The following is a 15,171-nucleotide window of genomic DNA, read 5'->3' as shown; positions in this document are numbered from 1 at the left end:
TTCTACTTACAACTTATCGCTTAAAACTTACAGCTGCCCTATTCCGGCTCATACCCCAAATTAGGCGATAGCCAACGCTCGGCTTCTGCAAGCGTCATGTTGGTTCGCTTGGCGTAATCCTCAACCTGATCTTTTTGTACTGCCGCTACGGCGTAGTACTTCGCCTCTGGGTGTGAGAAGTACCAACCTGATACCGCGGCGCCTGGCCACATGGCGTATGAGCTGGTGAGCTGCATGCCAATGCGCTTTTCGGTATCAAGTAGCTGCCAGATTTTCTTTTTCTCAGTGTGCTCAGGACAGGCAGGGTAACCCGGAGCTGGGCGAATACCTTGATAGTTTTCACGAATAAGCTCATCGTTCGATAAGTTTTCATCCGGTGCAAAACCCCAATACTCTTTACGCACTTGCTCGTGCAAATATTCGGCAAATGCTTCAGCGAGTCTATCGGCCACTGCTTTAACCATAATTTTATTATAGTCATCTTGCTTGGCGTCAAAGGCATCAGCAAGGTCGTCCTCTTCAAGGCCACCTGTTACCGCAAACGCACCAAAGTAATCAGGTGTGCCTTTTGGCGCGATGTAATCGGCTAAACAATAATTCGCAAAATCGGTTTTTTCGGTTTGCTGACGTAAATGGCACGACGTAGTTAACAACTCTTTGCGCGTCTCGTCGGTGTATATTTCAATATCGTCACCCACACGGTTTGCTGGGAATAAACCAATTACACCCAGCGGTTGCAAGCTCCCTGATTGCTCAAGTTCGTTGAGCATATCGTTGGCATCTTTAAATAAGCTTTGCGCCTGCTCGCCAACGACTTCATCAGTCATTATGCGCGGGTATTTACCTGCGATTGACCACGTCATAAAGTATGGCGTCCAGTCGATGTATTTGCGTAATGTCGCGATTGATACATCTTTAAACTCAGTGACACCGAGCTTTTTTGGCACCGGCGGTGTGTAGTTATCCCAATCAAGCTGGGCGGCGTTATCACGAGCGCGTTGAATAGTCACCGGTTTTGAGCGCGGCTTTTTACGCGCTTGTTGCTCTCGTACTTTTACATACTCAGCTTTGGTTTTTTCTAAAAAGGCAGGCTTTAACTCTTTTGATAACAGGTTTGAAACCACGCCCACAGCGCGGCTGGCGTTATTTACATACACCACGCCTTTGTCGTATTGCGGCTCAATTTTAACCGCAGTGTGTGCTTTAGATGTAGTCGCACCGCCAATCAATAACGGCAGTTCAAAACCACGACGTGTCATTTCTTTAGCAACATGCACCATTTCATCAAGCGATGGCGTAATTAGGCCTGACAAACCAATAATATCGGCTTTTTCATCAATGGCGGTTTGCAGTATTTTTTCTGCCGGTACCATTACACCTAAATCAATCACTTCGTAGTTATTACATTGCAGCACAACGCCGACAATGTTTTTGCCAATGTCGTGCACGTCACCTTTAACGGTCGCCATAATAACTTTACCGTTAGTGGCGCCTTCTTCTTTTTCGGCTTCAATGAATGGGTCTAGGTAGGCTACGGCACGCTTCATTACTCGCGCTGATTTAACCACTTGAGGTAAAAACATTTTACCTGCGCCAAATAAATCACCAACCACGTTCATGCCATCCATTAACGGCCCTTCGATGACGTGAATAGGTTTATCGGCACCCGCGCGGCACTCTTCGGTGTCTTCGTCGATGTATTCTGTAATACCCTTTACAAGCGCATGTTCAAGGCGCTTTTCAACAGGCCACGTACGCCATTCTAAATCCTCAACACGCTCAGCTTGCGCCATACCTGAAAACTTAGGTGCAAGCTCTACTAAGCGCTCGCCCGCACCGGAGTCGGTATTTAAAATTACATCTTCAACGGCTTTACGTAGCTCATCGGGGATATCATCATAAACAGCGAGTTGCCCTGCATTTACAATACCCATGTCCATGCCTGCTTTTATGGCATGGTATAAAAACACCGAGTGAATCGCTTCACGTACAGGGTTATTACCACGGAACGAGAACGACACATTCGACACCCCTCCCGACACTTTACAATGGGGCAAGTTTTGTTTGATACGGCGCGTGCCTTCAATAAATTCAACGGCGTAGTTATCGTGCTCTTCAATACCCGTTGCAACGGCAAATATGTTTGGGTCAAAAATGATGTCTTCCGGTGGGAAGCCTATTTCATCAACCAAAATACGGTAACTGCGCTCACATATTTCATACTTGCGATCGGCGGTATCGGCTTGGCCATCAGTATCAAACGCCATAACAACAGCAGCGGCACCAAAGCGCTTAATAATTTTAGCTTGGCGAATAAACGGCTCTTCGCCCTCTTTTAGTGAGATTGAGTTAACAATCGCCTTGCCTTGAATGCACTTTAAGCCCGCTTCAATCACTTCCCACTTGGAGGAATCGACCATGATAGGTACTTTAGAAATATCAGGCTCTGAGGCAATTAAGTTTAAAAACTTCACCATTGCGGCTTTTGAGTCCAACATGGCTTCGTCCATATTGATATCAATTACTTGCGCGCCATTTTCAACTTGTTCACGGGCAACATTAAGGGCGGTTTCATAATCTTCTTCCATGATCAATCGCTTGAACATGGCTGAGCCGGTTACATTGGTACGCTCACCGACGTTAGTAAATACTGCTATTTGTTGTGTCATGTCGGTTTCCTAATTTAAGTTACACGCTTCAAGGCCAGATAAGCGCATACGCACTTCAAGCTCAGGTAACTGGCGAGGCTTAACCTCTTCAAGGCCTTTGGCAAACGCTTTAATATGAGCAGGCGTTGTACCACAGCAACCGCCAACAATATTAATAAAACCCGATTTACCCCAGTCAATGATCTCTTTTGCCATTTCTGGCGCTTCTAAATCGTATTCACCAAACTCATTCGGTAAACCCGCGTTAGGGTGAACAGAGACAAAGGTTTCGCATACCCGTGACAACTCTTCTACATATTGGCGTAATAAATCAGGGCCAAGGGCACAGTTAAGGCCGATAGAAATAGGCTTGATATGACGAATGGAGTTATAAAATGCTTCAGTGGTTTGCCCTGACAGTGTACGGCCCGATGCATCAGTAATAGTGCCTGAGATCATCACTGGTAATGTACGTCCTGCTTGTTCAAATGCTTCTTCAACAGCGAATGAGGCTGCTTTGGCGTTTAGAGTATCAAAAATAGTTTCAATCAAAATTAAATCAGCGCCGCCTTCCATTAACGCAAGGGTAGATTCAACATACGCCGTGACTAATTTATCAAATGTCACGTTACGATAACCTGGGTCATTTACATCAGGCGAAATTGAGCACGTTTTTGACGTTGGCCCCAGCACCCCTGCCACATAACGTGGTTTTTCAGGATTTTTTGTGGTGAACTCGTCACAAATACTGCGCGCTAACTTGGCTGACTCCAGGTTTACTTCACGGCTGATGCTTGCCATGTCGTAATCTTCCATAGAAATGGTGGTCGAGTTAAAGGTGTTAGTTTCGATAATATCAGCACCGGCATTTAAAAAGCCACGATGAATATCAGCAATAATTTTAGGCTGAGTCAGGCTTAACAAGTCGTTATTGCCTTTAATTAATACATGCCAGTCTTTAAAGCGCTCACCACGGTAGTCTTGTTCTTCTAATTTGTGCTCTTGGATCATGGTGCCCATAGCGCCGTCGAGGATTAAAATTCGCTGTTTTAGCGCCTCGGTTAGTTCTGCATGTTTATTCACTGTATTACTCGGCATAGTTGTTAGTCCTTACTGCTTGGCTAACGAGATTAATATCATAAGGTGTGGTTTGATACACATAGTAATTTAACCAATTCGAAAATAACAAAAAGGCATGGCTTTGCCATGTTTTCGACGGCTCGTTATCTGGGTTGTTATCAGGAAAATAATTTTCAGGGATTGCGGCGTCAGGCCCTTTTGCTAGGTCGCGTTGGTATTCGCCCTTTAAGGTGTCGGCATCGTATTCTGGGTGGCCGGTAATATAGACCTGACTGCCCGATTTATTTTTAAGTAAGTATGCACCCACTTGCTCCGAACCTGCGAGCACAACTAAATCTTCGCAGGCATTTATCTTTTCAATATCTATATGGCCAAAACGAGAATGTGGCACTACAAAGGTATCATCAAAACCACGGGTAAGCGCGGCGTGTTCAAAGTAACAATGATGAGTAAATACACCACTGAGTTTATTAGGCTTTAATTCGCGTTTTAACCCGTAGTGATGAAATAAACCTGCATGCGCCGCCCAACACGAAAACAAAGTCGATGTAACATGTTGCTCAGCCCAATCGAGAATCACTTTAAGTTCATCCCAATAGGCAACGTCGTCGTATTCTAAATGCGCCAGCGGTGCGCCAGTTACTAGCATGGCATCGTAGTTGTTGTCTTTTACTTCTGAAAAATAACGGTAAAAGGTGTCTAAATGTTGCTCAGAGTTACTGCTACTACGGTGAGTGTCTAAGCGTAAAAGCTCAACATTCACTTGCAAAGGGGAATTTGCCAGTAAGCGAATAAACTGAACTTCAGTTTCTACTTTATTCGGCATTAAGTTTAAGATAGCCAGTCGCATCGGGCGAATTTCTTGCGTTTTCGCACGGGTTTTTGGCATTACAAAGACGTTTTCTTGACGTAGCTTTGCAATGGCAGGCAATTCATCCTTTACTGTAATAGGCATTCATTCACTCCACGCATCATTTTAACCAATGGTTAATTATGAACGGTTAGCGATAAATTTCAACCTCTAGATGTATAGATGTCTAAATGAATTTTATTTAAGTCGGTTTTACCCTAAGTCATAGGTCACGTTAAACCACTATTAAGGTATACCGTGACCTCCATGAACTAAGCTACACTTCTAGCTGCTTATTGGCTTTTACCCACTAAAATTAAGTTTTGCTGGGGCGGTATTAAGTAGTCAGCACCGTTTGCAGTGATGACTGCCATTTCCTCAACGGAGATGGTTTTAAAAGTATCGCTACTTAAACGCCAGCTGAAAAAACCATCAAAAGCAAACACCATTCCCTCTTTAAGCTTACGCTGAGATGCGGGCCTTACTTGTGCACTTCGAGATCCCCCCAAGTTAGGGCCCGTGTCATGTGCAACATATCCTACAGGATGACCTGTACTCCAAGGCACTGGTTCTGAATTGTATTTATTCATTAATACGGTTTGCGCATCATCGACCTCAATTCCCTTTACACCTGGTTTCATTGCGTTAAAAGCAGCAAAACCACTGTCTCGTGCGTTCACCCAGTATTGTTGAATATTGGCGGGCGCAGCCGTTTCGCCTTCCCTAAGTACGTATGCAAAGCGTTGGATATCGCTTACCCATTTATTATGAAGCTTTACACCAAAGTCAATTTGTATGACATCACCAGGCATAATCACTTTATCGGTAGAATGAGAGTGGCCTCGGTCAGGGCCTGAATTTACATTCGGGTTTTGGTCTGCAGCCCAAGCATCCGTGACCCCATGAGCTTTCATTTTCATTTTTAAAAATTTAGCCACTTCTGCATCGGTCGTTTTACCAGGAACAATAATGCTATATGCTTCTAGTTGCCACTTTGCTGAAAGCATCGCAGCTTCTTTCATTATTTCAACTTCAGCCGGTAACTTGATTGATAGCCATTGATAAACCACCTCTTCAGATGATATTAACTTCTCAGCCTGCTCAGCACTTAATAAACTAGTCAGTTGCTTATATTGCGAGTGCGATAGCCCATCGGCCTGTGCATTAAGATCGGATACATTTATTGCAATTCGACGAAACGATTGCGTGTTTATAAACTCAGCGGCGTATTTTAATGCGGACACACTGCGAGGTACCGATATAACCTTTTCGTGTATATCAAGCTCATCAAGTGCCTTTGCTTCGCTTGAAGGAGAGTAAGCAACGGAATGAAACTTTCCTTTTTCAACATAGAATAAATAAGCCGCTGGTGAACCTGCGTTTTCACAACCTATATGATCCGCCAGTGGATCATTGTTGTTTTCTCGACATACGACGAGCCAAGCATCTACATCAGCTGCTTTTAAGGCATTTGGAAGCAGTTGATTTATACGTTGTTTTCTTATTTCAGGCCAAGGTGAATCAACTGCCTGCGCATTAGGGGTTATTACGCTCAATATAAATAAAGCGACCGTTACGATTAGTGTGTGTATTGTCATATTTTTTCTTATTTTGTTGTGGTTTAAATACGTTAGCACACGCAGATAAAACTATACATTTAACAAGATAAAACGATAAACATATATTCAACGCCCCATTCGTTGACTGTTTCACCCCTCAACAACTACAATACAACATTGAAATTTTTATTATTATTTGAAGGCTTTCCTCCATGGTTTTACCTGATAAGTTTATTTTCTCGATGAGTCGAGTATCTAAGGTTGTGCCACCAAAGCGCACTATCTTAAAAGATATCTCATTGCATTTTTTCCCTGGCGCAAAAATTGGTGTACTTGGCTTAAACGGCTCAGGTAAATCAAGCTTGCTGCGCATTATGGCTGGTGTTGATCAAGAGTTTGAAGGTGAAGCACACCCTCAGCCTGGTATTAAAATCGGTTACTTACCGCAAGAGCCGGTACTCGATGAAAGCAAAACCGTGCGCGAAACCGTTGAAGAAGCGGTCAGTGAAGTTAAAAACGCATTAAGTCGTCTTGATGAAGTGTACAACGAATACGCGATGGAAGATGCTGACTTTGACGCGCTAGCCAAAGAGCAAGGCCAACTAGAAGCCATCATTCAAGCCCATGACGGCCACAACATTGATAACGTATTAGAACGTGCTGCTGATGCACTTCGCCTGCCTCCTTGGGATGCTAAAGTTGAAGTGTTATCAGGTGGTGAGCGTCGTCGTATCGCGATTTGTCGTTTATTACTTGAAAAGCCAGACATGCTTATTCTCGATGAGCCAACTAACCACTTAGATGCTGAATCAGTTGCCTGGCTTGAGCGATTCTTACATGATTACGAAGGCACCGTTGTGGCGGTAACGCATGACCGTTACTTCCTAGATAACGTAGCAGGTTGGATTTTAGAGCTAGACCGTGGTGAAGGTATTCCGTGGGAAGGTAACTACTCTTCTTGGCTTGAACAAAAAGATGCGCGCCTGCAGCAAGAGCAAAAATCTGAAAAAGCCCGCCAAAAATCAATTGCTCAAGAGCTTGAGTGGGTACGTTCAAACCCGAAAGGTCGTCAAGCTAAGTCTAAAGCGCGTATGGCGCAGTTTAGCGAGTTACAACACTCTGACTACCAAAAGCGTAACGAAACCAACGAGCTATTCATTCCACCTGGCCCGCGTTTAGGCGACCAAGTAATTGAAGTTAAAAACTTGAAGAAGAGCTTTGGCGATCGCGTATTAATCGATGACTTAAACTTCACCATGCCAAAAGGTGCCATTGTTGGCATTATCGGTGCCAATGGTGCGGGTAAATCAACCCTGTTTAAAATGCTAAGCGGTGAAGAAAAGCCAGATAGCGGCGATATCACCATTGGTGAAACAGTTGAGCTTGCAACCGTTGATCAGTTCCGTGGCAACATGGACGACAGCAATACGGTTTTCCAAGAAATCGCTGATGGCCAAGATGTGCTTAAAATTGGCAACTTTGAATTCCCAAGCCGTGCTTACGTAGGCCGCTTTAACTTTAAAGGTAATGACCAACAAAAGTTTGTTAAGGACCTATCAGGTGGTGAGCGTAACCGTTTACACCTAGCCAAGCTATTAAAAGCAGGCGGCAATGTCATCTTACTGGATGAGCCAACCAATGACTTGGACGTTGAAACATTACGTGCGCTTGAAAATGCAATTTTAGAGTTCCCGGGTAATGTTATGTGTATCTCGCATGACCGTTGGTTCTTAGACCGTATTGCAACGCATATTCTTGATTACCGTGATGAAGGTCAAATTAACTTCTTTGATGGTAACTACACAGAGTATGAAGAGTGGCTTAAAAAGACACTAGGTGCAGCAGCAGCGCAACCTAAACGTATTAAGTATAAAAAGATTGGCTAGGTTATAGGTTCTAGGTTCTAGGTTCTAGGTTCTAGGTTCTAAACATATTTTAAGCCCTGCATTTATGCGGGGTTTTTTATTTTAAATGAACAAATCGCACTCTCAATTAGTAGATTATTGGCTATAATATGAACTCCCACATTAATTAATGGGTCATAATAGTTATGAATAATCGTCGCAAATATACTCGCGTGTTGTTTTCTACCCCCGCAACACTATTATTAAACGAGCAAAGTTATAACTGTGAACTGCTTGATGTATCGCTAAATGGTGTATTGATCAGCCATCCCAGTGGCTTAAAGGCAGATAAACATCAGTCGGCAGAACTTAACTTTACCCTACCTGATAGCCAGGTAAGCATTGCCATGGCTGTTGAGATTAGCCATATTGAACCTCTTCATATCGGGTTGCATTGTACGCATATAGATATAGACAGTATCACGCACCTTAAGCGTTTGGTTGAGCTTAACCTTGGAGATGATACACTGCTTCATCGGGAACTTGGCATGCTGATACACACACCACAATAGACTAACCAAAGGAAGTTGATTACCATAGTGCAAACTGTGCATTATGGCGAATTATGACTTTAAATCCACACTTACCTTTGGTCTATCATCCTAATTACTCATTTAACTTTGACCCTAAACACCGCTTTGTAATGAGCAAATTTGCGAATTTATACCAACACGTCAAAGAGTTAGGGTTAATAAATAGTAATTTAATTCAACCGAGACTGGGCAATCCAGATGATCTTGAATTAGTGCACTGTGCCAATTACTTAGACGACTTATGGCATAATAAGCTCGATGAAAAAGCCCTCAGACGCATTGGTCTACCTTGGTCGGAACCGCTCATAGCGCGTACATTTACCGCACCACTTGGCACTCTTGAAACAGCACGCCTTGCCCTTCAACACGGCTTAGCCTGCCACTTAGCTGGTGGCACTCATCACGCGCACACAGATTTTGGCTCCGGTTATTGTATGGTTAATGACTTGGCATTTACTGCACAAACCTTAATACAAAACAAAGAAGTGACCAATATACTTATTTTTGATTTAGATGTTCACCAAGGTGACGGTACGGCTGCAATGCTTACCCATCAACCTTATGCATACACCTGTTCAATTCACTGTGAAAAAAACTTCCCCTTTAGAAAGTCGCCGAGTGACTTAGACATTGGGCTCGCCAATAATATGCAAGATGATGAATACTTGGGTGTTGTTGATGACACACTGCAATTTTTATTAAAAGAGCTTACTCCTGACCTTGTGCTTTATGATGCCGGTGTTGATGTTTGGCAAGAAGATGGTTTAGGGAAATTAGATATCTCATGGCAAGGCATAGAGAAACGGGATAACTTAGTGATAAAGCGCTGTATTGAGCATAATACACCAGTTGCCACCGTGATCGGTGGCGGCTATGACAGAGACCATTTGCGCCTAGCTAAACGACATGCCATTGTTATAGAGCAAGCTGCACGTTTTTAATAGTGGTGGTACAAGTTTAAGCTACACTTTAAGCTTATAAATTAATAGAGGTTATTATGCGGTTATTATTTTTTATGTTGCTGTTCGGTTTAACGACTACAGCGTATTGCGAAGAAGAGGCAAAAGAATTACCACCTATAAACCCAGCATATAACGCGGAGCATGCAATGGCACTGGTGAATCAAGGTTCACGTATATTTGCTGTTAGCTTACCCACTTACAAGCAACCTTATGACGTACAAGTAGTGTATAAAATTGATAACCCTGACGTTGCTTTTTTAAATGTTGTAAGAGGTGCTGATTTGATAACCATAAAGCCTAAGCCGTTTAATATTCAACGTTTAATGCGTGGTGAAGAGATAACAATAACTGCTGATGTGTATAACGGTGATTATCGCCGTGATGGCACTTTAGTATATGAAGATCGCACCATCGAAATGAGTAAACTACTTTATGCCCGTGAATTAGATGATTTAGCTGAGTCATCACAATGGCAGGAATATGATTTAATTACCTTAAAAGAAAATGAGCGTATTTATATTCATAAAATAAGTCAGGCTCCTAGCTTTAATCACCTTATTTTTGTCGATCTAGCGAACGCATGCTTGCAGAAGTTTCGCACTTCCAAACGAGTACCAAAAGAGAATGAACTCACGTATAAATTCATTAACTGCGGCACCTTAAAACCACTGTATTTTGATAGTGAAGACTTAAAATAAAGTCAGATGTGATTATTTTGATTTATTCAGTGTTTTAATAATTATTGCTAAACCTTGTCGCATTTTTTCACTCGACTGCCCAGCAAAGCCAAGTCGAACGTAACTTTGCTTACCAGGTTTTAAACTGCGTACTCCATCTTTAAAATAAAACTCAGGCTCAGTTTGTACGTAAACACCGAGCTGCGCCAAGGCTTTTTTTAAGTGTTCAACGGGTCGATTAAAGTTAACCCACATCGCCATACCACCATCGGGTTTTATATACTCAATTGGATACCCTTTTGCTTGAAGCATAATTAAATTGCTATCCATCGCTTCATAGCGTTGCTTATAGAGCTTGGTCATACGCTTTAAATGGCGCTCAAAGCCGCCCTCTTTCATCCAATGTGCGACAGCTAATTGCATGACTACATCATTTTTATGGTTCATTAGCTGCTTCCATGCGGTTAATTGCGCGATTACCTGAGGCGCAGCACAAATATACCCAATCCGCGCTGCTGAAAACATGATTTTTGAAAACGTTGATAGGTAAATCACAATACCAGCGGGATCGTCGGCAGCCATAGGTTGCAAAGGCTGACAGCGGTAGTGAAATTCATGGTCGTAATCATCTTCAATAATCATCACGTTATGGGCATAGCACAACTGATATATTTGTAAGCGTCGTGTAGGCGATAAAGTCACTGTGGTCGGATACTGATGTAACGGTGTTAAATACAATAGTTTAATGGGATAGTATTCAAGTTGGGCTTTTAGATCATCAACACATAAGCCTTCATCATCTTGTTTTATATCTATAAGCTGTGCACCGCATGCAGCAAAGGCTTTTTTAGCAGGAGGATAACCTAACGTTTCACCGGCAACAAAGTCGCCTTTACCAATAAACGCTTTTGCTATTAAAAACAGGGCCTCTTGCGAACCATTACAAATTAATAAATCAGCGGGTTTCAAGTTACGTGCTTTTTGTAGATAACCTTCTATCTGTAGTTTAAGCTCAACAACGCCACTGATATCGCCATAGTGGAGTTTCGTCACATCTAAATAGTTAAATACCTGACTCATAGCTCTTTTAAACTCTTTATATGGAAAGTGAGCTAAATCAGGTAACCCCCCAGCAAAATTAAAACGATACTGGTTTAATTCCATCGTCTGAGGTGCCTCCAGCTGCTGAGAAAACTGATAAGGTTTAGCTGCTAATTTGGGTATGCCGCTCGCGTCAACACTGCTTTGAATAGGTAATGACTCGGTTACGCAATAGCCTGAACGCTGAAACGATACCAACCACCCTTCAGCAACTAATAACTGCAATGCATTCATAATGGTATGGCGATTTAATTGATATGCCTTTGCCATCACTCTCGCCGAGCTTAACTTAGTACCAGCGACCAAATCGCCTTTAATGATTGCATTACGAATCACCTGCGCAAGTTGTAAGTATTTAGCTTTGCCTGTGTCATTGAACTGAATATCTAAAGGGTGCATGCGCTACTCAACTGGTATAGAAGAAAAGTAAAAACTGGTTGTTTATAGATAACCAAAGAAAGGTAACTTATGCAATAGCTTGATAATAATTATAAGGACACACATGTTTACTCTACAAAGCCATCAAACGGATAAGTTGCTGTTAGCGCCATTAGAAGATAAGCACCTTGCCGGTTTATACCACGCGGGGCAATGCCATGAAATATGGCAATGGGTGTTTATGAACTACACAAAAACACGTCAAACACTTAATGATTGGTTTATCAATACAGCGCAATTTGATGCCGAGCAACAAGTAGTGTTCGCTATTATTGATAAGGCCAGTTGGCAAGTACTTGGCACTACCCGTCTATTCAAATTAGATAAACACAATAACAGCGCTGAAATTGGCCATACATTTATAGGTGCCCCTTGGCAACGCAGCTTTGTAAATACCCATGCTAAATACCTGCAATTACGTTATGCATTCGATGAATTAGGCCTAGTGCGCATTAGCTTTAATACCCATGAGCAAAACCAACAATCTCGTAACGCGATCACACGCCTAGGTGCTCGATTTGAAGGCATTAGTTATAAAAATAAATTACTTGCTAATGGATCATACCGTAACACCGCGAAATTTAGCATTATTGATCAGCAGTGGCCGACAATAAAATTTCAGCTAGAAGGAAAGCTATAATGTACCCAGCAAAACATTTCTGCCAAGATGACCGCCAGCAACAACTTGCTTTAATTAAGGGATATCCTCTGGCGACTATTTTGCTGCCACGCTCTGAAAGTAAATTAAACGATGTATGTCAAATCCCTTTACTATTTGATAGCTCCCAACAAATTTTTATCGGTCACGTAGCAATCTATAACCCGCTTTCAGCACTTAATGAGCAAGAGGTCGGCTTAGTGTTTAATAGTGAAAACTGCTATTTACCCCCTTCTTATGCTGATAACAAAACTTTACCTAGCTGGCTTTATGCCCGCGTTGAAGTGACGGCCGAAGTAAACATCGTTACCTCTCGAAGTAAGAAAAAACAAATAATGACATTATTAACGGATCACTTTGAACAACATTTTAACGCACTTGAGCAAGATAACTGGCAGATAACACAGCTTTCAGAAAAGAATTTACATGGTATGTTTCAGCAACTAACGTTTATCGAATTCAAACCTATTACTTGGCGCGGTAACTTTAAACTGAGTCAGAATAAACCTGATGATATAAGACAGTTAATTAAAACTAATTTGATAAAGGCAGGGCAACCAGGCATTGCTAAATTGTTTGGGGCTTGTTCACAAAGAAAACGAAAGGGGCTCATATAAAAACAGCCCAAGTTTAGAAAAACTTGAGCCGCCTTTGACAACATCTTCACACACAATTATAAAGATTCGGTTTTAAGTGCAATCTCTACACTTTATATTCATTGATGAAAGCTTAATTCACCTAACTGCGTGGTGGTTAAAATAAAAAGCAACTCAAGCCAAGTTCATCCTTAACTTGAGTCGTCTTTTTGACAACATCTTCACACACAATTATAAAGATTTGGTTTTAAGTGCAATCTGTACACGTTTAAATTCATTGATGAAAACTAAGTTCATCTAACTGCGTGGCGGTTAAAATAAAAGGCAACTCAAGCCAAGTTAATCCCTAACTTGAGTCGTCTTTTTGACAACATCTTCACACACAATTTTAAAGATTCTGTTTTAAGTGCAATTACTACACTTTAAATTCATTGATGAAAACTTAGTTCATCTAACTGCGTGTGTTTAAAATAAAAAGCAACTCAAGCCAAGTTAACCCTTAACTTGAGTTGTCTTTTTGACAACATCTTCACACACAATTATAAAGATTCGGAAGCAAGCATTTAAAAGCTAAACAACGCAGGTGTAGTCGTTCTTTATTTAGCTTGCTTGTTATCTTAAGTAACAATTTAGAGTAAATACTCTTATTTTACAACTGATAAAAATGAATCTGATAGATGAAAAAAAATAACCTATATATTTACTTGAAATCACATAATTTAGAAACAAACTGTCGGGCTAAAAATATAAAAATCATTTATTAAAGTAAAGGAGTTTTAATTATACCAATCGACTTAGAAATCTGATCCAATGTCCATATTCACACTTATTAGATTTGACTATGCATACAGCAGACGAATTTAAGAAGCTCGCAAAACAAGCGCCAAGTGGGCAGTTAAGGATGCGCAATTTGGCTTTGCACCACTTCACATTAGGTGAAGCACGTTCCCAGACAGCCATTAATTTTGGTGTAGCCAGAGGCAGCGTTAATTCTTGGGTATCTAACTATCTGAAACACGGGCTCGAGGGTTTACAAAAGAAACCAAGGCCTGAAAAAGCTCACCCGCTTTCCGAGGGCCCAGCAAAAACAACTCAAGTGCTTCATTCAAAACAATGCTGTTAAACAAGACGGTGGCCGCTTAATTGCTGAGGACCTACGAAGCTATATTCATGATACCTTGCATGTCAATTACGAATTGAGAAACGTCTATCGCATTATGTATTCACTTAGGTTCAGCTGGATAACCAGCTACTCGAAACATACCAAGCAACCTTAAAAGGCGCAAGACGCTTTTAAACAGCTGCCAACTGGAAACGATCCTTCACACCCCAGGGTATCTGCCATTAGATCGTATTGATGTCTGGCTTCAAGATGAGGCGCGATTTGGACAACAAAATCAGACAACCAGAATATGGGCTACTAAAAGCAGCAGACCGAGGGTAGTCAAGCAACAATAGTTCGAGTATAGCTATCTGCTCGGCGCGGTGTCTCCTAATAATGGAAAAACGGAAGCCTTGATCAGTCCGTTGGTGAACAAAGATGCCATACACTGCACATGAAGCAAATCAGTAAGGCAACAGAGGCCGGATGACATGCAGTTGTTATCTTAGGTGGTGCAGGCTAGCATACGGCAGATACCGCGCATCCATTTACTACTATCACACTGATTAAATTTCCTCCTTATGAGTCAGAATTTAACCCGATGGAGCTGCTATGGCAATGGTTGAGACAATGGCATCTATCTAATCGTAGATTCAATGGTTTTGAAGAAATCGTCGAAGAGGTATCACGTGCTTGGAACACGTTCATTTCCGATGTGAGGCGAGTGAAAAACCGGTGTTGGAGGGAGTGGATCAGATTGGTTAATTAATTATTGCAATTGGTATTACTCTACAGATTGTTAATAGAACTATCATAAATACTTTGTAGTTCAATATAATTTAAATAACACAAAAAAGCCGTCTCATTTCTGAGACGGCTTTCTTTAATTTAAATCCTGGCAATGACCTACTTTCACATAACAAATGCTACACTATCATCGGCGCTGTTTCGTTTCACTACTGAGTTCGGCATGGGGTCAGGTGGGTCCAAAACGCTATTGTTACCAAGAAAATTCTTTTAAATTTTCTTATTATTAATTTTTAATTTAGAGTCTTACGACTTA

Annotated in this window: 11 protein-coding genes, 1 rRNA gene and 1 pseudogene; 7 read left to right on the top strand and 6 right to left on the bottom strand. The window is 41.7% G+C overall.

Annotated features, from left to right (window positions below; genetic code table 11):
- Window positions 1–38: 38 nt before the first annotated feature.
- The 4 genes from metH to ACFI4Z_RS18800 form a co-directional block, all read right to left on the bottom strand.
- On the bottom strand, window positions 39–2,669 hold the full coding sequence (gene metH / locus ACFI4Z_RS18815; protein WP_462671873.1) for a methionine synthase: 2,631 nt from the start codon (window positions 2,667–2,669) through the stop codon (window positions 39–41).
- 9 nt (window positions 2,670–2,678) lie between these two features.
- Window positions 2,679–3,746 carry a homocysteine S-methyltransferase family protein gene (locus ACFI4Z_RS18810; protein ID WP_462671872.1) on the bottom strand — a complete coding sequence of 356 codons (1,068 nt, stop codon included), beginning with the start codon at window positions 3,744–3,746 and terminating at the stop codon, window positions 2,679–2,681.
- Window positions 3,736–4,683, bottom strand: a complete 948-nt coding sequence (metA, locus tag ACFI4Z_RS18805) for a homoserine O-acetyltransferase MetA (protein ID WP_394191712.1) — start codon at window positions 4,681–4,683, stop codon at window positions 3,736–3,738. Before metA ends, ACFI4Z_RS18810 begins: the two co-directional genes overlap by 11 nt.
- Window positions 4,684–4,871: 188 nt before the next feature.
- On the bottom strand, window positions 4,872–6,176 hold the full coding sequence (locus ACFI4Z_RS18800; RefSeq protein WP_462671871.1) for a M24 family metallopeptidase: 1,305 nt from the start codon (window positions 6,174–6,176) through the stop codon (window positions 4,872–4,874).
- Window positions 6,177–6,349: 173 nt separating this feature from the next.
- Between ACFI4Z_RS18800 and ettA the strand changes: the two genes are divergently transcribed.
- The 4 genes from ettA (at window position 6,350) to ACFI4Z_RS18780 (ending at window position 10,234) form a co-directional block, all read left to right on the top strand.
- Window positions 6,350–8,023 carry an energy-dependent translational throttle protein EttA gene (gene ettA / locus ACFI4Z_RS18795; RefSeq protein ID WP_087532894.1) on the top strand — a complete coding sequence of 558 codons (1,674 nt, stop codon included), beginning with the start codon at window positions 6,350–6,352 and terminating at the stop codon, window positions 8,021–8,023.
- Between the two features lie 164 nt (window positions 8,024–8,187).
- Window positions 8,188–8,553, top strand: coding sequence for a PilZ domain-containing protein (locus ACFI4Z_RS18790; RefSeq protein ID WP_462671870.1), 366 nt, complete (start codon window positions 8,188–8,190; stop codon window positions 8,551–8,553).
- Window positions 8,554–8,606: 53 nt separating this feature from the next.
- The gene (locus ACFI4Z_RS18785) at window positions 8,607–9,515 is read left to right on the top strand and encodes a histone deacetylase family protein (protein ID WP_462671869.1); all 909 of its coding nucleotides are present in this window, start codon (window positions 8,607–8,609) and stop codon (window positions 9,513–9,515) included.
- 56 nt (window positions 9,516–9,571) lie between these two features.
- Complete coding sequence (locus ACFI4Z_RS18780) at window positions 9,572–10,234, top strand: hypothetical protein (RefSeq protein WP_462671868.1); 663 nt, start codon at window positions 9,572–9,574, stop codon at window positions 10,232–10,234.
- Window positions 10,235–10,246: 12 nt separating this feature from the next.
- Here ACFI4Z_RS18780 and pdxR read toward each other — a convergent pair whose 3' ends face one another.
- A complete protein-coding gene (gene pdxR, locus ACFI4Z_RS18775; protein WP_462671867.1) occupies window positions 10,247–11,713 on the bottom strand; it encodes a MocR-like pyridoxine biosynthesis transcription factor PdxR in 1,467 nt (488 codons plus the stop codon).
- Window positions 11,714–11,816: 103 nt separating this feature from the next.
- On the opposite strand from pdxR, the gene ACFI4Z_RS18770 reads away from it, so the two are divergent.
- The 3 genes and pseudogenes from ACFI4Z_RS18770 (at window position 11,817) to ACFI4Z_RS18760 (ending at window position 14,877) form a co-directional block, all read left to right on the top strand.
- Window positions 11,817–12,392 carry a GNAT family N-acetyltransferase gene (locus ACFI4Z_RS18770; protein WP_462671866.1) on the top strand — a complete coding sequence of 192 codons (576 nt, stop codon included), beginning with the start codon at window positions 11,817–11,819 and terminating at the stop codon, window positions 12,390–12,392.
- Window positions 12,392–13,027: an FMN-binding negative transcriptional regulator gene (locus ACFI4Z_RS18765; RefSeq protein ID WP_462671865.1), complete on the top strand. Its 636-nt coding sequence runs from the start codon at window positions 12,392–12,394 to the stop codon at window positions 13,025–13,027. Before ACFI4Z_RS18770 ends, ACFI4Z_RS18765 begins: the two co-directional genes overlap by 1 nt.
- Before the next feature lie 820 nt (window positions 13,028–13,847).
- Window positions 13,848–14,877: pseudogene (locus ACFI4Z_RS18760) on the top strand (IS630 family transposase).
- A gap of 124 nt (window positions 14,878–15,001) precedes the next feature.
- On the opposite strand, the gene rrf reads toward ACFI4Z_RS18760, so the two are convergent.
- Window positions 15,002–15,116, bottom strand: a 5S ribosomal RNA gene (gene rrf, locus ACFI4Z_RS18755).
- Window positions 15,117–15,171 lie beyond the last annotated feature (55 nt).

Source organism: Pseudoalteromonas sp. RWi3 (assembly GCF_054960735.1).
The sequence above is the reverse complement of the archived record's forward strand: the minus strand, read 5'-3'. Positions and strand labels throughout refer to the sequence as shown.